This window comes from Pseudoalteromonas galatheae, assembly GCF_005886105.2.
Classification (GTDB): Bacteria; Pseudomonadota; Gammaproteobacteria; order Enterobacterales; family Alteromonadaceae; genus Pseudoalteromonas; species Pseudoalteromonas galatheae.
Genome location: NZ_PNCO02000002.1, coordinates 1015643 through 1039053 on the forward strand (window position 1 = coordinate 1015643; position 23411 = coordinate 1039053).

Genomic DNA, 23411 nt, shown 5'->3' on the forward strand with positions numbered 1-23411 from the left:
CTTTTGACAAGGATAAGATTGATGGATTTTAGATCTGATACGGTTACGCAACCGACCCCCGCCATGAAACAAAGCATGTTTGACGCGCCGCTTGGTGACGACGTTTATGGTGATGACCCAACAGTAAATGCACTTGAACAGTTTGCTGCTGAGCGTCATGGTTTTGAGGCAGCGCTGTTTACCAGCTCTGGCACGCAAGCAAACCTACTTGCACTGATGAGCCATTGTGAAAGAGGGGATGAATATCTGTGCGGGCAACAGGCGCATAATTATAAATTTGAGGCGGGTGGAGCGGCTGTGCTTGGCTCTATTCAGCCGCAACCATTGGAAAACAAGTCAGATGGCAGTATTTGCTTAGAAAGAATTAAGCAAGCGATTAAACCTGACGATTTTCATTTTGCGAAAACTAAGCTGCTTAGTTTAGAAAACACCATTGGTGGCAAGGTATTAAGTCTAGAATATATCGCACAAGCCAGAGCGCTGTGTGACGAGCGTGGCTTAAAGCTCCATCTTGACGGTGCAAGAGTCTATAACGCCGCGGTCGCGTTAAAGGTTGATATCACAGAAATCGTAAAGCACTTTGATTCATTTACTATTTGCTTATCTAAAGGACTTGGCGCGCCGATTGGCTCTTTATTGCTTGGTGATAAAGCATTGATAGAAAAGGCGAGAAGGCTTAGGAAAATGCTTGGTGGCGGTATGCGTCAGGCGGGCATGCTCGCGGCGGCTGGTCTTTATGCTTTGCAACATAATGTAGAGCGTCTCGAGGAAGATCATCAAAACGCGCAATATTTAGCTGATAAACTTGAGCAACTGCCTGGGTTTAAGCCCTGCAAGCACTTAGTACAGACAAATATTATCTTCGCTGAAGTGGAAGCCGGCATTGATCTTTTTGCGATAGCAAAGCAGTTAAAGACAAAGGGCATTAACATCACTCCTGGATATCAAGGCATGCGATTTGTGACGCATATGGGAGTGAGCCGCGCCGATGTGGACGAGCTAATTACCGAGCTCACTATTTTATTAACTTGATCATATCCATTTTACTTAAAACATGAAAAGTGCAATGGAAAGTCTAAGTGTATATTTAATAAGTACTTTTAAACATCAAGGTAGGTTATCTAATTAGGCAATTGGTATGACAATTTCTTACATCTTCTGTGTTTTATTTAGGAACGATTACTGCTACCTTTGTAAGATTGATAATAAAAGGAAAGATAAATGTTTTCATTTTTAACGAGGGCGGCATTTGGCTTGTCAGCTCTGGTAGCCAGCACTACCACTATCGCTAATTCAGTAGATTTTTCTGTTGGTACTGGGTACCCATTTTTTGGTCAAGTCGAACTCTCTCTTCCACAAACCGATAGTAATAGTCGGTGGTATGGAAATTATCTTATCGGTTTGGATGACGGGTTTTCTATAGGCTATGAGAGAGCTGTGTCTGACAATAACAAACATGCGGTTGGTTTAGTGTTGGGGGCTTTGGGAGCAAGAGATGCGGGCCCTACATGTGAAGACGATGATGATATTACATGTGGTATTTTTGAGCCAATTATTGATTTATTTGATGAAGAAACCACCAATGGCGCAGGTTTAAGTTATAGTTATCACTTCTCGGGTATAAATCAGTCTGGGTGGAGTATTAAGCTGGTTGGCGGTTATGGTGAAAGCAGCGATTATCATAAAAAGCGTGTTGATGGTAGCTTAATTGTTAGTTATCAGTTTTAAATAATCGCCCTACAACCGTTGGTACCGGTTCTAGGGCGATTCCATTTCTGTAGTCTAGTCGTTAAAACTTGTACTTCACGTTAGCACTAATGGTTCTGCGCTGTCCGTAGAAGCAGTCTCCACGGTACAAACAGCTGGTGATAACCGTTTTATCGCTGACATTATCAACTTGCAAACTGAATTGATATTGTTCAATGTCATACCCAATCATCATATCGATAAGCGTAAAGTTATCGGTCACTAATTGCTGATGTAGTGCTTGGCCGTTTAGTTCAACTGTACGACTGCCATCGTAGGTTTCTCCCACATGTCTTATACCGGCTCCAAACTTAAGCCCTGGAAGCCATTCTTCCGCGCGGTACGTTGCCCAAATGGAAGCTAAGTGCTTAGGTGTTGCTGAGAGCTGAGCATCATCTGTGATTAACGTAACTAAATCTTGTGCCACAAAGAGTTCAGTAGGAGACAGCGGAGAAACGTCTTGTTCCGTATCTAAATAAGAGTAAGCGGCATAAATATCAAGGTACTGCCATTCGAGTTGGGCTTCAAGCTCGAATCCTTTTACCGCGATTTCGCCATCTTGTACTTCAAACTCAGGGGAAACTTTTCGTATTTGATTTTTGTCTTTAATTTCAAATATAGAGGCTGTGATAAGGTGCTCTGTACCCTTTGGCTGATATTTTAATCCAAGCTCAACTTGTTCACCCTCCAGCGGTGTATATGCGCCACCTTGTGGTTTCTGTCCAAATACGGCTTTAAATGATTCTGAATAGCTAGCATAGGGCGCTACACCATTTTTAAATTGGTAAAGCACACCAATCCGACCCGTTGTGGCATTCTGACTATTCTTGATTGCACCTGCTGTTTGCAGTTGATTTGAAAGGTCATCATAGCGAAGTGCGGCATTAAGTACCCAGCTATTTACTTCTGCAGTGACTTGCGCATAAGCACCGAGCTGTTTGTTGTTGAGCGTATTCTCAGGGTTATTGACAACCGCAGTTGGTAACTCAGTGCTTTGTCCATACACTGGATTATATAAGTCTAATGGTGCTGCAACACCACGGCCGCGATCAGAGTCTGTATCCGCATTTTGGTAATCTACACCCGACACCATAGTTAATTTCACCGCATCCAGTTCCAAATACTTATGGATTTGCAGATCCATCGTCACACTACGTGCACTTGAATCGGTAAGGCTGGCGATACGCTTAATAGTGCGTTTGTCCGCTTCAAATTTTGGTGGCCAAGAATAAATGGTACGGTATTCGGATGAACTATCACTGTAGCGACCGGAGAATTTAATATGCGTGTCTAAATCAAAGCTGTGCTCAACGATTGCGGTGATCGCTTGTTGCTCAGTATCATATTTATCCCAGCCTGGCTCGCTGACGAAACGTTCACTTGGGATCTTGCCATATTTTGCAGGTAGAATAGTGCCTTCATGCGGGAAGAATTGCGTTGAAGAGCCAGATTCATTTCTTTGAAGGTTGGCAAGCAAGGTAATTTTAGTTTCATCTGAAGCAAGCCAGCTAAAGCTTGGCGCAAGCATCAAGGTGTCGTCATCAACATAATCGGTCTGTGTGCCGCTGTCTCGATACATGGCGACAGCACGTGCTTGATACTCTTCGTGCTTACCAAATATGGTGTTGTAATCAAGTGCTAGTTGCTTACGGTCGTAGTTGCCCACTTGCGCCCAGATCTCACCCTCAGTTTCTGCTTTTGGTAATTTTGATACCGCGTTGATGATACCACCGGTAGACCCTTGCCCGTAAAGCACAGACGAAGGGCCTTTTAAGATCTCGACACTTTCAAGCGCATAAGGGTTAGTACGCGTGTTGTTGTAATTACCAAACAACTTTTGCAGGCCGTCAACATAGAGTAGGGGATCAACGCCACGAATTTTAGACCAATCGCCTCGAGTATCAACACCGTATGGCCCATTATAAACACCTGCAACATACCCAATTGCATCTTGCAGTGTTTCTGCACCTAAATCAGAAATACGTTGAGCCGTTAATACAGACACCGAAACAGGCGTTTTGACGATAGGTACTGCCGTTTTTGATGCAGTAGCGCTAACGTATGAAATCAGACCCCTCGGACTAACTTCGATGATTTCAATGTCATCTTTATCTTGTTTTGTTTGTTCTTGTGCTATCGCAGAGCAAGATAACGCCAGTGCAATGCTGGTAATTAAGGTTGGATATTTGTATTTAAGTGAGCGCATTATTAATCCCTATGATCAAAGTTCGCGCAAATGATATTGTAGATGAGAGTGATTATCAATAGTATTATTTTGTAATTTGCAAATATTATAATAAACTATTTAACTTGAGTTTTGGATAAGGAATGTTCTAGCTCATTGTTGTTAAAGTACAACTTGATACATCTCCCTGTCTCGCCTAAACGTTTAAGGAAAATACGACTTACATGCCCAGAGGCCGCTCAGATACCTACTTTCTGCAGGCAACGCCAATTGGACTGCCAATAGCTGGCTATCGAAGGAGAATTAAATGTTGATAGCACTGAAGTGAACTGTTAGTAAGACATTAATTATCCGCAGCTCAGATTGCTTAAGTTTCCAGATTTGCTATGTATTTTAGAGTCTGTTTATCTTTCAGGTTTGTTTTTGCGCCAGTTTAATTGGTACTTACATACACGAGGCAGAGACTGCCTAGCATAGATATTCTATGTGAGTCTGGGGCTAAATACTTTGCGCTCTTGCTGTGTACTCTTACCCACCTCCATGTGGGGCAACACACAAAGAAATGCTACTCAATGGGTCCACCTCGGTGGCTTTTGTCCATTATCGCTCAACTTTTGCTTAGATCACTTGGCGTAAAATTGAGGGTGCGACCAAAACACACCCAAGATAACAAAAATCAATCAGCAAGGAATAACAGGACCTAATCTTTATGTCCTATACCTGAGCGCCGTTCAGAAGCGCAGCGCTTTGAGCAGTACTTAACGTTACCCCAATCTCTTTGCCATTTTTTCCGCCAATAAAACGGACGTTCGCAAATAGGGCATATTTTATATTGTAGGTTTGGTTTTTTGTGAGCCATTGTAGGTTTATACCAACTTCACTAATACATGTTCAATTTGAAAGAGCAAATTCCGACTTGCCGACATGGATGTCGGTAACCTTGGTGATAGTAGGGGGCGGAAGTGGAGTTATCGACTAAATTTTCTCACTTCAACACAGGTTACTTCAACACAAGCAAATTGGCGTTAGTCATTTCTGGTATCCATACGGTGGCGGGGAAAGTCGAGATCAGAAAAGCCCCCGTAGCAAGCACGATAGGGGCTTTAGAAAGGAAACAGGGCGAGTTATGCAGAAGGAATGAGTGCATACCCCCCTTTTAAATGTCCGATATTATTAAAGCCGAGCCTAGCCAATGCTTGTGCGGCGACTTGTGAGCGGCTGCCACTGCGGCACACCAACACCAATTTTTTCGCTTTGTCTTGGTTATGTTTGCAAATAAAGTCTGTAAGGCGGGTGAGTGGCACATTGTGATCAAACGCGCTGTTGTGATTTAGGGCATATTCGTGCGGTTCACGTATGTCAATTAACAACAGCTCTTCATTGTTGGCAATATGTGCGTTGAGCTCTGTTGTAGTGTACTCGTGTAGCTCAAATTGATTTTTGTTGCAAATAGTTGCACCACACATGATCTCACTACCAGCCTCATCAACAATATTATTATCTATTTGTACCTTTTTCTTGACAAATTCATCAACTGTAATGTCATGGTAAAGTACATTATTTAGGAGCAAATTGCGATTGCACTCTGCCGCTAGAGTAGTTGCAAATTCATTGTTGTAGTCGTGGCTTGGACATAACAAAGTATCTGTATCGATAAGTTGAGCAAGTGATTGAATGCTATGCAGCATCGCTTTCGATGAGCTGGTGGAGAAGTTAGTTCTCCCAAGCGCTCCCATCAGGATCAGATCGCCACAAAAAACATATCTGATGCTGTACTCACCCTGTAGTTGCTCCAATAGTATAAAGGTGACGCTATCGTCTGTATGTCCTGGAGTGGCTAATTTTGCAAGACGATAGTGACCAATTGCTAGCGCTTCGAGTGACTGGCCTTTAAATTCAATCTGTGAGGCTTGAGTTGGCCAACCCAAATGATCGCATGTTTGCTTTGGTAAACTGAGTGCAGCTCGACTCGATTCGTGATCGGCGTGCCCATGAGTATCGAGCGCGGCGAGCAATGTCAGCTGCTGGCATTCCAATATCGTATTAAGGCGCTCGACCAATTCAGGAAGAGGATCGATAATAATCGCTGTTTTTGACTGCTTATCTGCGAACAGCCAACAGCATGCACCACCCACTTTGAATTGTACTAGACCGTCAAGTGCTTCTTTATTGTTAATACCGTTATCTGCTTGCATAAGACAGCTGTGACCGAGTGCCTGAGCACAATGGAGAATGCGCTCGCACGCCGCGTCTATTTCGGTTTGGGTTGTGGCTGGACCAAAAGACAGTCGAATAGCCGATTCGCTTTGCCAAGCTGGGAGCCCCATGGCATCAAGTACAAAACTGCGTGTTACCTTTGAGCTACACGCTGAGCCTGAGCTGACTCGGATGTTTGCAGCATCAAATAAATCCATGATTTCTTTTGAACTGAATCCCGGAATTGCAAAGTTTAGTGTAGTAGGAACGCTATTACTGAATTGATTATTAAATACAATAGTCGGGAACGCATCTTTGAGTGTTTGTGCCAGTTGATTTCTAAAATCGTGTAATTTATCCACGTTTGCAAATCGACTGTCATTTTCTTTTAGCAGTTCATCAAAGATAACATTCAGTGCGGCAAGGCCTGGCAAGTTTTCTGTTCCTGAGCGTAAACCGCTCTCTTGACCACCACCCGCAATAAACGGTGTAAACGGTGCAGTTTCTCGAATATAGACAAAACCTATGCCTTTTGGTGCATAGAGTTTATGACCACTAAAAGGTGCATAGTCAATTGTCGTTCTCGCTAGGTTTAGGTTGCGTTTACCTAGTGCTTGTACACAGTCAACCATCCAAAAAATATCTGAATTGTATTTTCTTATTACTTCTTCTAGTTTGTTCAAGTCTTGATATACGCCGGTCTCATTATTAACGGCCATAGTACAAATCATTAGCGCATTAGGTACTTCATCTGCAATATATGCCAAATCTAGGTTACCAGCACCATCAACCGGAATGGCTTTAACATCGGCATTAATTTCTAAAATGTGATTCCAATGTTTGAGTGATTCAGGTACCGCTTTGTGTTCCGTGGCACCATAAAGTAGTGTATATTTTTTGTGTGGTTGTATCTTATTTTTTGCTGCACACAAAGCTGATAATATACCAGTCTGAATACCTTCGGTCGCACCACTGGTAAAGATCACTCGACCATGACCAGAACCTAAAACAGCACGTGCTTTTTGGCGAGTGTGCTCCATCAGCTGCTTTGCTTGTAAGCCCGTAATGTGGCTGCTGCTAGGATTGCCAAACATGGTTTTCATCGTAACCAATGCTGCGTCTGCTGCTTGCTCTAACACTGGGGTTGTCGCATTAGCATCCAGATATATTTGAGGTAACACCGTTTCTACTGTCATGACTGCGCCTTTAGGTATAAGCAAATTACCGATATAACAAAAAGTAATAAGTAATTATTTATAGTTATAATAAGGGAGATAGGCGTACGTTTCAACTATTGAGGATGTGTTTCTTGCAACCTGATTTCGCTCTCGATTGCAATAATAATTTTAAGCGTGTAATCATTCCGTTCTATTGCATCCGCGCAAGTATTAAATGGGCGAGATGAATAGGTTGTTTATGCTCGCGATGCTCGACCTACAGCTCGGTAGACCCTAAAAAATACCATCTTATTACACTTTGTTATCATGTTTGAGTTTATTGCAAAAATCGTTACAAATATAAAATGTAAATGATAGTTGTTATCATTACTATTGTTTTGCTAAACTTCGCCACCTCAGTGATAAATTATTTTCTGAAATAGGTATTTAGCTTATTTCACCACTATCCAATTGCGTAGTTTGGAGTTAAAAATGCAATACTCTCGCTCTTCTGTTCTTTCCGCTTCTTGTATTGCGGTTAAGTTAGCTTTACTAGGTGCAAGCGCAACCGCTTCCGCTTCAGATGATATAGAAAAAATCAGTGTTTATGGCAAACATAATAACATTATTCTGCAATCTGGTACTGCAACCAAGTCTAATATGGATCTTATGCAAACGCCTGCGGCGGTTGTTGTTGTTGACAAGGAGCTACTAGATTCGCAAAGCGCAGCGACTTTACAAGAAGCACTACGCAACGTAAGTGGTTTATCTCAGGCAGGTAATAACTACGGTATTGGTGATTCGCTAATGGTTCGTGGTCTAGGCGTAAACTATACCTACGATGGTATGTATGGTGGTGCTGACTTAGGGAACAGCTTTAACCCAACACGCTCCTTAACCAACATCGAAAGTATTGAAGTGTTAAAAGGTCCTGCTACTGGCCTTTATGGTATTGGTGCAGCAGGTGGTGTGGTCAACTTAGTAGAGAAAAAGCCTCAATTTGAACAGGCGCTTGCAATTAACGGTAAAGTGGGCGCGTGGAATACTTATGGCTTGGGCGTTGATTTTACAGATGCAATTACTGATAAGCTTGCCTACCGTGTTGTTGCAAACCATGAGCGTAGCGACGGCTATCGAGATCTAGAATCAAATAGAGACGAAATCTATGCAAGCTTACGTTTCGACCCAAGCAGCGAGCACTCATTTTTACTTTCAACAGCTTATATTGATGACTCACAACAAGTAGATTCAATCGGCGATCCGGTACGGATTATTAACTGGGATAGTATCGACGCAGAGCCCGGGTTAGTTACTGCTGACCTTTTACCTAACGACTCTAACTATATAGTAAAAGATGAAAAGTGGCTTGGTCAGCAGCTTACAGATGAGCAGCGTGCTCAATTAGCGGCTTCCATTTTAGCGTCAGACGGTCTAAAACCGTTTGACTTGGGTGATGGCAACCTAATTTCACCACTTTCACGCCCAAATGAGGGCGAAGAGTTTCGTATTAAATTACGTCATGACTGGTATCTAAATCGCAACTCAAAGCTGACTCAACAACTGTTATGGCGTAGTTACGATTCGGATTTTGTTCGCCAAACAGGTGCTTATAATTATGTTTATTGGGAGCGTAGAACAAAGTACAAAGGTGAGTTTTACGATGTGATCAATGGTATACCAAGAGCGCCTTTGGTTGTTAACGGTGAGTTATACCCGTATGCGGCTCGCCGTCAAGAATATCGTCGCCAAGTTGCCAGTGAAAAAACCTGGCAGTACTTTGCCGATTTGCAGTTAACTTGGGATATGGGTTCTTTGAGCGGAGAGCACTTAGTCAGTGTTAACTATGAAAATCGCGATATGCGTTTAAAGAGTTGGTCTGCCTATGATGCCGATGGCAATGGTCCAGTCCCTTACATTTTAGATATTCGCAATCCTAACTGGCCAACGGGTGATTTCGAAGATTACGACCCATCGTTGCGAACTAATTATGACAAAACGCTTACAGCTTATGGCATTAGTGTACAAGAAGTGCTCTATATCACTGATGCACTAACTGCTCGTGCTGGTCTTGCATATACTAGCGTTGAACAAAAGTATCAGCATTTGGGAAGTGAAGTACTCGCCGCAGTAGGTAAAGAGTTGGATACTGACGATGCAGGTATGACTTACAATGTGGGGGTAAACTATCAAGTGACTCCTCAGCTGTCTGCTTTTGTAAACATGGCAAAAGGTCGTACAGCATACAGTGTACTGGGTAGCCTAGAAAATGAAGCTAATGCAAACCGTAAAAATCGACCTGACTCGGAATCTGAAACGTTAGATATTGGTGTGCGTTTTACTGCCTTTGACGAAGACTTATTAGGGTCATTAGTGTGGTTTGAAACAAAACGTACAAATCTCATGTATAAAAACCCTGAGTACAATGATCAGCCTGGAGAAGACTACAATGTGAGTGTTCCACACTATTTCTTTGATGATGAAGATGAGTCAAAAGGTGTAGAGCTGGACTTAAATTTAGCATTGAACGACCAAATCAGTGTGAACATGAATGCAACTTATCAAGATGCTGTTGAGATCCGTTCAAATGAGCGCTCAGGTCAAATGAAAGGGGTACCAAAAAAGTTTGCCAGCACGTGGGTGAAGTATACTCAACCTATGGAATGGTTTGGTGGTGCATTAGAGTATAGTCTTGGCATTAACTATGAGAGTGAAAGAACAATTAACTCTGTGTCTTTCGGTCTCCCAACAGCGACGATTGATGGTTATACCCGCTGGGACGCGGCAATTAAGTTCGATGCCGAGCAGTTCGACATTCAGCTAAACTTAGAAAACTTAACTGATGAGCGTTATTACAGTAAAGCATTGTTCCTAGGTGGTATGCCGGGTAATGAGCGTAACGCTAAGTTGAGCTTTAACTATAAGTTCTAATCGGTTCGAAAAGAAAAGGAGGGAAGTCCCTCCTTTTCTTTCTAAGCAGTCGATGCTTAGTCACGTTTAGATTAGTTAACCCCTTAACGGGATAAAAAAATCAGTTATTTAACGTAACAAGTGATACGAGTGAGAAGTTCGTGTGGTGGTGTCTCCCTGACATCATTTAAGTACTCTTCGATAACGGGTACATCTGCAGGCTCAAACTCGCTGTTGGGTAACCATTGTCCAAACAGATATTCATACGGTGTTTCTAAAGAGGCGTAGTCTCCTTGGTAGAGTAGGTTCGCCGTTTTGCCTTGTGGAATGGTGAATTCACAAAACCCCTCTGGTAGGGAGGCTGTTGTCTTTGGCACTAAAATTGTCGCCATTGATTTCAGTTTATTTTCCTCGACAGTTTTTGGGTCGTCAAAATACACACCAAAGAAACGCGTTTCTGCATCTAATAAACCTTGTTGTTGCGCCAGTAAGTTTAACTTTTCAAATGCCTGGCCAATTTGCATGTAATCGCCATGATGCTCAAGTCCGATCAACGTCATTTGCTCATTACTGCTGATTTCTACATTAAACATATTCGAATCCTCATCTGCCTTAATAATATAAAATTCGGCTGCATAGTCCTTTAACTTGGTCTGTTCACGTTGACGAAACAGACTAGGTGGTTGCTTGTATCGTTGGGAAAATGCTCGGCTAAATGCTTCAATACTTGCGTAGCCCGCTTGCTCAGCCACCTTTGCAATAGAGTCTTGAGTGCGAATTAACATGCCTGCGGCAACGTGTAGTCGCATTCTTCTCACGGTTGCATTGATGGTTTCCCCAGCGATTGAGCGATAAACACGGTGAAAGTGATAGGTCGACATATGGCATTGATCAGCAAGCGTGATAACATCAAGATCGCGATTAATATTGTTATAGATATAATCAATAACGTGATTTAAGCGAGTAGTGTAATGGCTTAAGGTCGTTGCTTTTCTAGTCATCGTTCACTTCATTGTTGGTTTATGCGGCCATGTGTGCCAATTTGTCTTAATACAGGGTCAAATTGAAGGAGCAAATCTGCCTCTCACTACTCTAAAAAATTTCTTATTTAGAACAACTAAATAGCAAAACCTTTGCCTTGCCTCAAAATAGATCACCTAATTAAGCTAATGGCTTTTACAGCTCCGTGATTAACGTCGGAGCTGATATGGCTTATCTTGGCAGAACTCGATTTGATAATGTTTGCTGATTTGTATTTTAGACAACTTACTGGCTTTCCGTCAGTGCTTTTTCCACTGCTTTAAGAATAGATGATTTGGTTGAAGGCTTGGTGATGTATCCTGTAAGCCCTAAAGATGCCCATTTTCTAATTATGTCTTTGTTTTTATTGCTTGTTAAAGCAATGATCGGCAGTTTTTTACAATGTGGAATGTTGCGAATATTTTTTGTTGTGTTGTAGCCATCGAGTTCAGGCATAAATAGATCCATAAACACCATGGTGAATTTATGCTTCCTCAATGTTTTTATTGCACCTAGTCCACTGGTTTCACACTCTACTTTATGTCCCTCGTCGCGTAAAATTTTAGCTATCATTTCACGGTAGATTTCGTTGTCTTCGACCACCATTATTTTTATTTCTTCTTGCTTTGTTTCAAGTGCTTTCGGCTCACTAATGTTAACTTCACCCGTCTCACCAACTGGCAATACATTCTGCGCTAGCTGTGCGCATTTTGAGTTGTCTTTTTCGCTCAGTAACGCGGTAAGCTCTGCGATAGAAAACTGTTTATCTTTCAGCCTCTTTGTTAATTCATGAACGCTATCTGCCAATTGATGTTCTAATTCATCCAATAGTGGCGATAAGTGTTTTTGCTTCAGCTCATTGAGCAAGTCATCTTGAACTTTGTTAATTCCTTTTTCATTATCTAGGTTTCGCCTTACTGTCTGTAGTGTCTCATCCGCTTTTTGATGGTACAAAGCTGCATCATCAATGAGTTGCTTTAATTTATCATCGATGCGACCAAAATGTTCTTCTCGGATCTTGGTGACCTCAGATGTGCCCTCTGTGCGAACCAAAGCATTATGCAAGATCATCCGAAATCGGTAATTTTCGTACATAGGTTTGTAAACAAAGTAATCGGTAAAAATACCTTTCATACAACACCTAAAGGCGACACCTGATTCTTTATTTTCACATAGTAGGATGTTCTCATGGGCGTAATTAAGCAGGCCATGTTTTGCAAGTAGACTGTATATTTCTACGCTTTTTGCAACCGTACTTCGAGCAATGACGATAACATCAGGTGGTGATTCTGTAAGCACTTCAGCGACTTCTTTATGGCTTGTTAGTGTGCGAAATGCGCTTACCTGAGAAGCAACAATGTCAACAACACCACTTAGATCTGCTGGATCGTCACAGATGATGATAACTTTTGGATGTCGCTGCGCGTGTTCAACTTCTTTTTTATGCATAAATTCCCTCTGGGTTTGAGAGTACAGCAAAGACTACTAAGTTTAATTATTTACTAGAATGAGACTTTTGCAACGCAGATTCGGAGACCATTTGTAAAAACTCTGACGGCGGACAAGGTGGGTAATAATAATACCCTTGTATGTATTCTACTTCGTAGCTTTGTAGCACAATTAGATCTTCCACCTCTTCGACCCCTTCAGCTACCACCTCTAGTCCAAGTTGGTGCGCCATTTCACAGGTACTAGCAATAATGACACGCTTATTGGGCTGTGTAGAGCAGCCATCAACAAAGCACCTATCTATTTTTAGCTCATCAAAAGGTAGCTCGCTAAGTTGTTTTATTGAGGAGTAACCTGTACCAAAGTCATCTATTGATAGTTTAAAGCCTTTAAGCTTTAGACGCAGTAACACGTCAAGCGCACGCTTGATATTGTCTAATAAATGGCTTTCAGTTAACTCTAAGGTGATCTGTGAAGTGGGGGTGAAGTACTCTTCACAGATAGATTCGAGCTTTTCTGGGAGTTTTATGTCTTCGAGTTCTTTAACACTCAAATTGATACTAAATTGAAGTGCTTTTAGAACATCGCGATTATGGCTTAGCAAAGATAAGGTCTGTTTCAACAAATTATAGGAAAGTAGATGAATTAAATTGTGCTCTTCCATTGTCGTGATGAATTGTGAAGGTTGAACTATACCATCGCTGTTATGATGCCATCTCGCGAGCACCTCTGCGCCAATAATGGTACCTGACGGACTTGCAACTTTGGGCTGGAAATAAGCACAAAACTCCTCACGCAATAACCCTTCGTAGATTTCATCTTTACTATAGTTTTGTAATGCATGTTGGGATCTTGCGGGAGTTCCTCTGGACTGAAGTTGACTATAAAGCTCTCTGAGCTTTGTTATAGAAAGTGGTTTTTCTAAACTGGATATAATATTGAGGCCATGCAGTTCAGCCAGTGCAGCGGTGTTCCTAATAAATAGGTCTTTTTCGCCACTTAGCAATGCGATCGGTGCTTGAATGTTTAGTTCGGCAAATTTTCTTAAGATTTCAACACCATCCATTTGTGGCATATTGATATCGAGTAAAATAAGAGAAGCTTGATGAAGCTCCTGACTTTCTAATGCAGACGCTCCACTGATAAAACCTTTAAAAAGGCACGGTGTTTGATTGGCAACCAACAGCTGTAATTGAGTGAGGATGAGCTCGCTGTCATCAATTGCAATAATTAGGTGCTTATTATCTATCATACATACTAAGCCTGAGTTATTTAGCACACGATCAAGTTAGATCTTCTACATCAAGTATAGAAGCGATTTCAGCTTGTGCATTATCAAAGAGTGTTAAACACTGATTTAACAAGCTTTCAATCTTGGTGGAGTTGCCCTCACTTGCCGCTCGTTCGAGTTCTGCCATCTTTTCGGAAAGTTGTATTGCGCCTACTGCTTTGGCGGAGGTTTTTCCTTGATGTGCAATATTCTTGACACTTTCAGTGCTATTCATGTCAATTTCTTGCAGCAGCTTTTTCGTATCCTCTACAAAGCTTCTCAAAAAGATATGCTGTAGATCTTTATCTGTCCCGACATACTCACCGAGTATAGTGAGGTCAATATGATGGGGTGGTGCAGACAATTCTTCTAAAAGTGAAGTGGAACGAATAGGTGCTTGAGCGTTTGTTTTTGAATGACTTGAAAACCACTTTTTGAGTTTACTGTTCAACTTTTGTAGTACGATGGGTTTAGCAATGTAGTCATCCATACCCGCTTGGAAGCAGATATCTTGCTCACCCTCTAAGGCATTAGCGGTAGCCGCGATGATCGGTATATGGCCCAAATTGTGTATTTGCTCATTTTCTCGTCTTTTCCTTGTAAATTCATAACCATCCATTACAGGCATATGGCAATCTGAAATAATGAGTGAAAAGTTATACTGTTCAAGTAGTTGCAAGGCAACTTTGCCGTTGTCAGCAATGATACATTGGTAACCTAGTAACGCTAACTGTCGCTTAAATAAGTCCTGATTATAAACGTTATCTTCGACCACCAAGATGAGTTTATTTATTGCTTGTGCTTCATTTATGCTTGGTACGGTTACAGATCCTAGGTTATCTCTATTTTTGTTATCTGAGTCACATTCGATTAGTCCTTCTAGCGAGGCGATGTGTGAGACAACTTTATAGGCGTAGTAAGGATATAGTGCCAAATTTGACACTCGGATGCTGTTATTAGAGGGCAGTTTGTCCTGATTATTATCCAGTAGCACATACTTGCAACTGCTCTCAGCAATAAAAACTTCTTTTCCTTCGGTTGTCAGGCGTTGAAAAGCTTCGGCCGTAATGACGAGATAATCGAACTGCTGGCTATCAATCAGTTGTGCATTAAAAAGTTCTCGAGGGAATATTTCGCATTGTGCTTCGTATATTCGCAGTTGATTTTGCAGGTCTTTTTCAAACTTATCCTCGTCACCGACTACGGCAATTTTAAGCCTATCTAAGGTCAGATCTGAATCGCTATTCTGCTTTGGTACTTCATGGTATGGCAATGTAACAATGAAGTTGCTGCCGAACCCCTCTAGACTCCTACATTCAATTTCTCCCTCCATCATGCTTACGAGCTTGTGGGTAATGGAAAGCCCAAGACCTGTCCCTCCGTATTGTCGTTGAATACTGCTGTCAGCTTGTACAAAGGGTTTGAAGAGGTTGTCTACTTGCTCTTCAGACATGCCTTTACCATTATCTTTAACGCTAATTTCCATTAAGTTGTCATCAACAGAACGGCCAATTGTAACCTCTACAAATCCCACTGCGGTGGCGGTAGTTTTGGTAAACTTTAACGCATTACCGACCAAATTTAATAAAATTTGCCGTAGCCTAACCGGATCACCCAATTGCCAAATTGGCAACTGTGGTGAAAGGTAAAAAGCAAGTTTGATTTTCTTTGAATCGGCCTGATATGCAAGTAATTCTGCGAGCTCGCTGATGATTTCCTGCCAGTTAAATGGTGTTGATTCAAGCTCCATTTTACCCGCTTCAATTTTTGAAAAGTCTAAAATATCGTTTATTATTCTCAGTAACACCAGTGCCGAGCTTTTCGCGACTTTAGTAAGGTGAGACTGCTCATGGTCAAGATCCGATTGGGCGAGAATATCTAGCATGCCTACTACGCCATTCATCGGCGTTCTAATCTCATGACTCATTGTAGCTAGGAAACGTGATTTTGCTTTACTAGCTTGCTCTGCTTTTTTGCGAGCTTGCTCTAACTCATCCGAAAAGTTGACGCTCTTAGTCATGTCATTCTGATAGATAAGGGTGTACTTTCCTGATTCGGTATTAATGTTTTTTACTAACACGTTGAACCAATACACTTCGTTTTTTATATGGTATTGACAGGTAGTTTGCGCTTGGTAAGACGTTTGGTGTTTCGATTGCTCAAGCATGTCTAGCAGGCCTTTGCTATCGACTAATGGCAGTTGCTCAAAGAGTTGGACGATGTCTGAGCCTTTGTTGATAGTGCTCCCCATAAACTGATATTCAATATTAGAAGCGCATTTTAGGTGCTCATTAAACTGATTTAACATAGTAATTTTCTGTTTTTCATCAATTAACAAGATAAAAGCAGGAAATGAATCAATGGCTTCTTGAAGTAGCTTCTCAGTAGACTTTTGGATCTTGAGTAATCGTTGCGCAGAGGTTCTTTCTGCTTCTGCCTCGTGCATTTTTTCTAGCGCTTCTTTTCGTGCGGAAACAAGCTCTTTCTGTATTCTTTTTTGACGATTACTTTCATTAACTTGATTGGTTATATCTTTTACAACGCCAACAATAAAATGTGTATTTTCACTGGAATAATACTTTAAATTAAGAATAACAGTTAGATACCGAGTCGAAGATTCATCACTTAATGTTAATTGAAACTCACGGGACTGTTCATGAGTTAAGGATCGTAGGTTTGAGTGTAACCTCTTTCTATTACCTCTATCGAGTGACTTTACGATTGGCTTTAAGTCGTAGTAATCATCGTCATTGTGTAAACTAAACAATGCTTTAAAGCCCTCAGAAGCATGCGTAAAGTATTGCCCCACAGGCATTTCAAAGCTGCCAATTACGGCAAGCTTTTCAGAAGCATTGAGGAGTGTTTGACGTTTTTGAATTGCATCTTTTGCGGCCTGCTTTTCTTTTCTTGCTTTTTGTTGAGCGCGATAACTAATTATTAAACCAAACAAACAAAATGCAACTAGGGCTAGCACTTGCCAAATAAACTTTATTTCTATCGTGTAGAGTAGGTCTTTATTGAAAGCTTCATGTGAATAAGCATAAGTGCCTATTTGAAGCTCCTGATCCCAAACTTTTGCGCTTAAAAAATCAGCTGACTTATTATTATTTAATAGTAACTGAATTGATGGTGTTAGATTACCACCCATTTCTAGAGTTTGTAGTTCCTGCAGTGTGTAGTAGCCAGATGCGTTTTCAAGGCGAGTATTAAGGTTTAACTCTAAGCTACCAAGTAACACGTCAAGTTGCGTTTCATACCAATACAGTGTGCCAGTTAGCCCTGAATTGGAAAGCCCGATCCCGGTCATAATAAGTATCCGATGACCATCGTTTCCTGTTATCACTTTCGTCACAATACCACCATGCAGCAGGTTATCTTGGTTTTGTGAGTAGAGTGATGTTATCTGGCTTTTTTTTAAGTATTGAGTGTCATGTAAGTCGTTGAGGGTCAAAGTTTGCAATCGAGTGTGCTTAGCATTGCTGGTATCTATACTCGCTTGCTTGAGCTCTTCAATCATTGGGTTATACCACAGTGTTTTTAGGTGATTTATTCGCTCCAAAGACTGATTATTAAGTTGCCTCAATGTTTGCACCTTAGATAAATATAATAGCTGCTTTTGGCTAGCTGAATGCTCGACAAACAATACTGCAAGTACTGAGGAAAAAATGACGATGAGCTGAGCTGTTTGTGCTCTTAGTGGCGCGGTTTTATATACTTTTAATTCTGTAAACGCTTTAATTAATAGGCTGATGAGTATGAAGTAGATAACAGCGGTGGCGCAAGAAGTAATAAGTGAAGCGTGTGCTGTTTGCTGCGACTTTTGCATGCGCTCTGAGGCTGAGTCCTTCATGTATGACAATAAACTTAAGCTGCCGTCGGTGAGGAGATTGAGGTAACTGGTGCTACTATCCCACCACGTATAATGTGAGAGGTTATTTTCCAGTCCTTGATTGAACAGATGTAGAGTTGATGCCACAGCACTAAACCCGTCAGAGGTAGTAGCGACGTTGTACAGCTGCTCTGTATTTTGATTATCTTTCAAGCTTTCTAAAAGGGTAATATGGGTTGCATAGTTGTGCAACGCGCTTCTCATGGCCCTTAACTGGATATTTTCTTCATCCGCGGTTAAGTACCGACTTATCTTGGCTCTAAATCTACCGCCTAATTCAATCGCTCTGATAAGCGAGTGGATATTTTGAAACTGAGCATTGTTTTGGTAATTACTAAAGGTATTAATGTAGGATTGTTCGGTTTGTATAGTACGTACCGTATCGGTCAGGTAATTGATCAAAATAGTGTAACGGAGGAACAGCTGCTCATGGTCAAAGTCGACTTGTCGACTGAGTTTTCTAAGTGCTTGTACATCCTCTTTTAAAGTTAGCTGGAACTGTTCAAAGTTCTGGATGCTAGTAAACTTCTCTGCAGCTAGCTTTTGTATATTTTTATCTGTCTCTTGGTAATATGCCTGTAGCCGCGTATTATGCTCGTCTTCAGGCATGAACCCTGTCGACATCCCCCTCTCACGCTGTAGACTAAATATTACTTCAATTGCTTTATCAAGAGCGGAAAGGTTGTTGTAATAATGGGCTAGGCTTTTATGGATAATGCGGCTCTTATTGAATTCGTTAATTTCGAGATAAAAACCGCTTAAACAGATTAGGGAAAAAATGGTCAAGGTGATTAGTTTTAGATATTTGCTCACATTTGCCACCTGCGTTATCTCATAAAACAAACTATAGTAGAAATATAAACGGTGTCTAATTAAGTGTATTATGAATCCCCCAGAGCTACCCGACAACGAATATGCCCGGCTACACGCCCTTTGGGATTTGGCGGTACTGGATACTGATGCAACTGAAGAATTAGACAGAATTACCCAATTTACTGCCCATGTTTTTGATGTTCCAATCGCATTGGTTAGCCTTGTTGACAAAGATAGACAATGGTTTAAATCTCGCTTTGGATTAGATGCGGAGCAGACTTCTCGAAATGTTTCTTTTTGTGGTCATGCGATATTAGGAGAGACTGTATTTGTCGTAAGCGATACGCTCGAAGACACTCGTTTTATGGACAATCCTCTGGTACGAGATGCACCGTATATTCGCTTCTACGCAGGTGCGCCACTCATTTTATCTTCAGGGTATCGTGTCGGAACTGTGTGTATTATCGATACGGAGCCTCGTGAACTTGGTGCAGAGGACTGCAAAATTTTACAGCAAATCGCTAGTGATGTTGTGAAACAGTTGGAGAAAAATAAGTAATACCGATGCGCCCAATTAAGAGATCTACTCTGGAGCGAGAAAACCTTGCCGATAACACTCCTACCACCGAGGGGATTACATCAATATAGACACTGTGTAATTACCGTGGCAATTTAGACTGGTTGTGAAATAGGAAAAGTATTGCCGCAAAAAGTGTTGTAATTATTAGTGCATTTGGCTTTGGTAAGAGTTACAATTGCGATTGTATATCATTGCCGTTTAGCGCAATGCTTAAACAGCAATTACGTATCTTGTCACCTTGATTTATCTGCCTTGATTCATCGTCATTCTGCAACTGGAGCGGTGTGATTAAGTGGGACACAATACTCAACATTAGTTTTTGATTTTTTATTCTAAGCATAGAGATACGTAGCATTCTATTTTACAAAGGTACACGATTCATTTCATGACAGATATTACAACGCACCAAGCTTCTCGGCGAAGGCTGCTGATTGCGCTTGCAATCACATGCTCGTTTATGATCATTCAAGTCGTTGGTGCTTATTATGCGAATTCTCTCGCTGTGCTGGCAGATGCCGGGCATCTATTTGTTCATAATAGTTCATTGTTTATCGCACTAATTGCGTCTAGTGCTGCTGTTTATTTAGCCAAAACCTATAACGATGGCTATAAAAGAGCTGAGTATACTGGTGGCTTGATCAACGGCATTCTATACCTATCCATAGCTGTGGTTATTTTACTCGAGGGAAGCGAGCGTCTGTCTCACCATGCAGGTGGGCATGATTTAGAAGTGAACAGTTATTTAATGTCTATGATTGCCGCCATTGGATTTCTGTTTCATGGCGCTTCTGCATGGGTGTTATACAAAGGCAGAAAAGATAGTATCAACGTTTATGCCGTGTTTCTTCATTCATTCTTTGATTTACTTTCCACTATTTCAACTTTCGTGGCCGGGGTGATTATTCATCTAACTGGCTGGGAGATAGTAGATATTCTTTCAAGTATGCTGATTTCTGTTTTTGTGTTGTTTACCGGCATCAAGGTGATAATGGCCTGCCTTAAGGGGTTATCTACTTCGTCTGAGGTTTTACCGACGGTGCAGGAGGTTGAAAAAACCATAGTGTCCACTGAACACGTAGAGAGTGCACATAATATTACGATCAGTAAAATTGATGGTGCAGTGGTTATTGGAGCACATGTGGTACTAAAGCATCACTGTACTATCGAGTCCCATGACTCAGCATGTCGAGTGGAAGTGGAAGAAGCGTTGAAGAAGTCTTTCAATGTGTTGAGTAGTGTACTACAAATTGAAAGCCATGACTGCCCACATCATTAGGACTAACAGAGTTTAAAGTGTGATATAGTTTTTCGGTTATTTCTTGCGCCACCTTGGCAGGTTTTAAATTATTTTTTATTGTTATACTTAACTAGGTAATAATTCAAAGCGGTGGTGTAATACTTGAATCAAAAGCAAGCGCTCATAATAACCATAGCCCTAGGTGTACTAGGTGGGCTGGCCAATCTGTTGCCAATTTGGTTTCTAGATAGCTCTGAGTTTCTATTTGGTCAGTTATTTGTTTTGTTTATCCTGCTACTATTCGGGTGGCAGTACGCCATCATTGCTGTGTTAATCGGGGCTGGGTTCATTTGGTACCGATGGGAGCATGCTTGGCCCTCAGTAGTTTTTTTCTTCGAAGTATTGTGGCTACACTTTGTCTGCGTCCGTTTCGCCAAGCCATTTTTTGTTCGGGGTATTTCTTATTGGATTTTGCTGGGTTTACCAGCCCTATTTATTTTTGGTTACTTTGCCCTTGAACTGCCGTTACTCGTTATATTCACTGCACTAGCTAAGTACCTTATCAACGCCGGTATCTGCTTGGCAGTAGTCGACTTGCTGAGCTTTTTCTTTACTCGAAGTAAATGGCAAGGGATGCCGCTCAATCAAATTCTTAATTCTACAGTCAACCTAGTTATTGTTCTGGTTGTATTGATGACGACCGTTGTGCTGACAAACAATTACTATAAACGAATCGAAACTGAGATAAAAACTCAGCTTGAAGAGGCCTCCGGCTCTATCATTGCTCAAATTGATGATTATTTAGATGCTTATCGTCGGGCGATGGTGATATCTGCCTCTGATGTGTCTTTAGGAATTAATGCTGATTATGTCATCGAGCGCTTGTTAGAAACACATGCTAATTTTAGAACGGCGATTGTTGCTGACGAGCAAGCCAACGTTACTCACCTCTATCCTCAGCAATTTGCAGAGACAATGAAGGGGACAAACGCCAATGTTTCAGACAGAGACTATTTTATTAAAGCACCTGAACACCCCGACGGATTTGTGTCAGGAATATTTCAAGGGCGTGGCTTTGATGAAGCTCCTATTGTCGCAATTTCAGCGCCAATCTTTATCGAAGAAGAGTTTAGAGGGATTGTAGAAGGCTCTTTAATATTTGGCTCATTTGAACGCTTCATTCCAAAAATTCTTGCTGAAGACGCTAGCTTGATTGTGTTGGATAAGCATAAAAGGGTCGTCTACAGCTCGTTAAAAACCGAATTTAAAACCTTGGATATGCCAAGTGATGCGGTATTACAAGCCTTGTTTGACAAGGAGGCATCAACTTTTGAAGACTCTACTGAGCAAATCTTATTTAAGCAAACTGCGGTATCAAAAAAATATGAATGGTCAGTTATCACTATGCTTGACCGTAAATATCTTAACTTAGTTGCTGCTGAAGCCTGGTCAGATGCGTTGGGACTTGCGCTTGCGATTATTGTATTGAGCTCTATTTTTGTACGTCAGCTTACTCGTCTACTCGTACGTCCTATTGTTGCATTGAGCCACGATATTCGAGCGTATGAGCCTTCAACGCTCATTGAAAACTCCGCCAATGCCGATAGCAGCTTCCTAGAGATTATCGAGCTACAGCAGCAATTTAATCAGTTGGCTTTTAAGTTAACGCTAAGTTTTACAAAGCAAAACCAAGCCAGCCTGGAAAATGAAAGACTCAACCGTAAGCTTACCGACTTTAATCGTGAGCTTGAGCAACAGGTTGCTGAAAAAACCGAAGAGCTTACCAAAGCGGTAGAAGCCGCTAACGCTGCCAATCACTCAAAGAGCCGATTCCTTGCAAACATGAGCCACGAAATCAGGACGCCGCTAAATGGCATCATAGGGATGGCGGATAACTTGATAAGAGACGATAGCCTTAACAGCGAGATAGCAGATCAAATAACAATAATACGGCAGTCGGCAAAGAACCTAATGCTCATCCTCAATGATATTTTGGATTACTCTAAAATTGAAGCCGGAGCATTGAAAATAGAGCGTCGAGTAGTGAACTTACAAGAAATGCTCGATAGTTTGGTTAGCATTTTCAAGATTTCAAACGTCAGGTATGGTGTTGAATTTAAGTACGAAAAGGGGGCTGGGCTACCTACATACCTTGAATTAGATGAACTGCGTGTGTCGCAGGTGATAAATAACTTGCTCAGCAATGCTGGTAAGTTTACTAATAAAGGACAAATAAAATTTACTGTTCACTACGAGAGCGGGAGACTAAAGTTTGTTATCGCTGATACAGGGATTGGTATTTCAAAGGCACAGCAAGAAACGTTGTTTCATGAGTTTACTCAAGCAGATCTGTCCACCACAAGAAAATTTGGTGGTACTGGGCTTGGTTTAGCTATTTCTAAAAAGCTAGTCGAAGCGATGAATGGTGAGATAAGCATTCACAGTGAACTTGGGCTCGGTAGTAAATTTTATGTAGACATTCCAGCCTTAAAAGGGCAAGGAGTTAAGACAGAGCAGCAAGAAGTTGGGGCTCCTGATTTCAAAGGCATTGATATTCTATTGGTAGAAGACAATAAAATTAACCAAGTGGTTGTTGGCAAGTTGCTGGAGAAAACAAACTGTTTGTTGGATAAGGTGGACGATGGAGTTGAAGCATTAGTTGCGATGAAAGCGAAAAACTATGCATTGGTTTTAATGGATTGCCAAATGCCAAATATGGATGGCTTTGCTTGCACCAAAGCTATCAGAAATGAGCCAAGCATATACGGTAATCCATATATTATCGCGATAACAGCTAATGCCTACGAAGAAGATAAACAAAAGTGTATCCAAGCAGGAATGAATGACTTTATTGCAAAACCCATTGATATTAACGAGCTCTATCAGAAACTTAGTGCATGGCAGCGCCTAGAATTATCTGATAGTGAAACAATAGGTAAGGGCTAACTTATTGTGTTGACCC

Annotated in this window: 13 protein-coding genes; 6 read left to right on the top strand and 7 right to left on the bottom strand. The window is 41.4% G+C overall.

Translation table 11 applies throughout. From position 1 onward, the window contains the following. Positions 1-21 precede the first annotated feature (21 nt). Both ltaE and CWC29_RS22315 read left to right on the top strand, forming a co-directional pair. On the top strand, positions 22-1032 hold the full coding sequence (ltaE, locus tag CWC29_RS22310) for a low-specificity L-threonine aldolase (RefSeq protein WP_138524365.1): 1011 nt from the start codon (positions 22-24) through the stop codon (positions 1030-1032). A 189-nt stretch (positions 1033-1221) separates the two neighbouring features. Continuing rightward, complete coding sequence (locus CWC29_RS22315; protein ID WP_138524363.1) at positions 1222-1728, top strand: hypothetical protein; 507 nt, start codon at positions 1222-1224, stop codon at positions 1726-1728. A gap of 61 nt (positions 1729-1789) precedes the next feature. Here CWC29_RS22315 and CWC29_RS22320 read toward each other — a convergent pair whose 3' ends face one another. The 3 genes from CWC29_RS22320 to CWC29_RS22330 all read right to left on the bottom strand — a co-directional run bounded on the left by CWC29_RS22320 (position 1790) and on the right by CWC29_RS22330 (position 7323). After that, on the bottom strand, positions 1790-3952 hold the full coding sequence (locus tag CWC29_RS22320; protein ID WP_138524361.1) for a TonB-dependent siderophore receptor: 2163 nt from the start codon (positions 3950-3952) through the stop codon (positions 1790-1792). A gap of 679 nt (positions 3953-4631) precedes the next feature. After that, positions 4632-4790 carry a DUF2256 domain-containing protein gene (locus tag CWC29_RS22325; protein WP_138524359.1) on the bottom strand — a complete coding sequence of 53 codons (159 nt, stop codon included), beginning with the start codon at positions 4788-4790 and terminating at the stop codon, positions 4632-4634. A gap of 265 nt (positions 4791-5055) precedes the next feature. Continuing rightward, the gene (locus tag CWC29_RS22330) at positions 5056-7323 is read right to left on the bottom strand and encodes an aminotransferase class V-fold PLP-dependent enzyme (RefSeq protein ID WP_138524357.1); all 2268 of its coding nucleotides are present in this window, start codon (positions 7321-7323) and stop codon (positions 5056-5058) included. 453 nt (positions 7324-7776) lie between these two features. Here CWC29_RS22330 and CWC29_RS22335 point away from each other — a divergent pair, with 453 nt between their 5' ends. Further along, complete coding sequence (locus CWC29_RS22335; RefSeq protein ID WP_138524355.1) at positions 7777-10212, top strand: TonB-dependent receptor; 2436 nt, start codon at positions 7777-7779, stop codon at positions 10210-10212. A gap of 104 nt (positions 10213-10316) precedes the next feature. Here CWC29_RS22335 and CWC29_RS22340 read toward each other — a convergent pair whose 3' ends face one another. From CWC29_RS22340 to CWC29_RS22355, 4 genes are all read right to left on the bottom strand, one after another. Then, entirely contained in the window at positions 10317-11192 is an 876-nt protein-coding gene (locus CWC29_RS22340; RefSeq protein ID WP_138524353.1) for an AraC family transcriptional regulator, read from the bottom strand. A 265-nt stretch (positions 11193-11457) separates the two neighbouring features. After that, entirely contained in the window at positions 11458-12660 is a 1203-nt protein-coding gene (locus tag CWC29_RS22345) for a response regulator (protein ID WP_128726208.1), read from the bottom strand. 46 nt (positions 12661-12706) lie between these two features. Further along, entirely contained in the window at positions 12707-13912 is a 1206-nt protein-coding gene (locus CWC29_RS22350) for an EAL domain-containing response regulator (RefSeq protein WP_138523519.1), read from the bottom strand. A gap of 31 nt (positions 13913-13943) precedes the next feature. Then, entirely contained in the window at positions 13944-18632 is a 4689-nt protein-coding gene (locus CWC29_RS22355; RefSeq protein ID WP_138523521.1) for an ATP-binding protein, read from the bottom strand. Positions 18633-18702: 70 nt separating this feature from the next. On the opposite strand from CWC29_RS22355, the gene CWC29_RS22360 reads away from it, so the two are divergent. The 3 genes from CWC29_RS22360 to CWC29_RS22370 all read left to right on the top strand — a co-directional run bounded on the left by CWC29_RS22360 (position 18703) and on the right by CWC29_RS22370 (position 23395). Next, positions 18703-19191: a GAF domain-containing protein gene (locus CWC29_RS22360; RefSeq protein ID WP_138523522.1), complete on the top strand. Its 489-nt coding sequence runs from the start codon at positions 18703-18705 to the stop codon at positions 19189-19191. A gap of 406 nt (positions 19192-19597) precedes the next feature. Continuing rightward, positions 19598-20488 carry a cation diffusion facilitator family transporter gene (locus CWC29_RS22365; RefSeq protein ID WP_138523524.1) on the top strand — a complete coding sequence of 297 codons (891 nt, stop codon included), beginning with the start codon at positions 19598-19600 and terminating at the stop codon, positions 20486-20488. A gap of 123 nt (positions 20489-20611) precedes the next feature. Beyond that, positions 20612-23395, top strand: a complete 2784-nt coding sequence (locus CWC29_RS22370; RefSeq protein ID WP_138523526.1) for a hybrid sensor histidine kinase/response regulator — start codon at positions 20612-20614, stop codon at positions 23393-23395. Positions 23396-23411 lie beyond the last annotated feature (16 nt).

Excerpts from the sequence above, each read along its gene's own strand:
- ltaE (WP_138524365.1), top strand. The coding sequence starts at position 22 with ATGGATTTTAGATCTGATACGGTTACGCAACCGACCCCCGCCATGAAA.
- CWC29_RS22315 (WP_138524363.1), top strand. The coding sequence starts at position 1,222 with ATGTTTTCATTTTTAACGAGGGCGGCATTTGGCTTGTCAGCTCTGGTA.
- CWC29_RS22320 (WP_138524361.1), bottom strand. The coding sequence starts at position 3,952 with ATGCGCTCACTTAAATACAAATATCCAACCTTAATTACCAGCATTGCA.
- CWC29_RS22325 (WP_138524359.1), bottom strand. The coding sequence starts at position 4,790 with ATGGCTCACAAAAAACCAAACCTACAATATAAAATATGCCCTATTTGC.
- CWC29_RS22330 (WP_138524357.1), bottom strand. The coding sequence starts at position 7,323 with ATGACAGTAGAAACGGTGTTACCTCAAATATATCTGGATGCTAATGCG.
- CWC29_RS22335 (WP_138524355.1), top strand. The coding sequence starts at position 7,777 with ATGCAATACTCTCGCTCTTCTGTTCTTTCCGCTTCTTGTATTGCGGTT.
- CWC29_RS22340 (WP_138524353.1), bottom strand. The coding sequence starts at position 11,192 with ATGACTAGAAAAGCAACGACCTTAAGCCATTACACTACTCGCTTAAAT.
- CWC29_RS22345 (WP_128726208.1), bottom strand. The coding sequence starts at position 12,660 with ATGCATAAAAAAGAAGTTGAACACGCGCAGCGACATCCAAAAGTTATC.
- CWC29_RS22350 (WP_138523519.1), bottom strand. The coding sequence starts at position 13,912 with ATGATAGATAATAAGCACCTAATTATTGCAATTGATGACAGCGAGCTC.
- CWC29_RS22360 (WP_138523522.1), top strand. The coding sequence starts at position 18,703 with ATGAATCCCCCAGAGCTACCCGACAACGAATATGCCCGGCTACACGCC.
- CWC29_RS22365 (WP_138523524.1), top strand. The coding sequence starts at position 19,598 with ATGACAGATATTACAACGCACCAAGCTTCTCGGCGAAGGCTGCTGATT.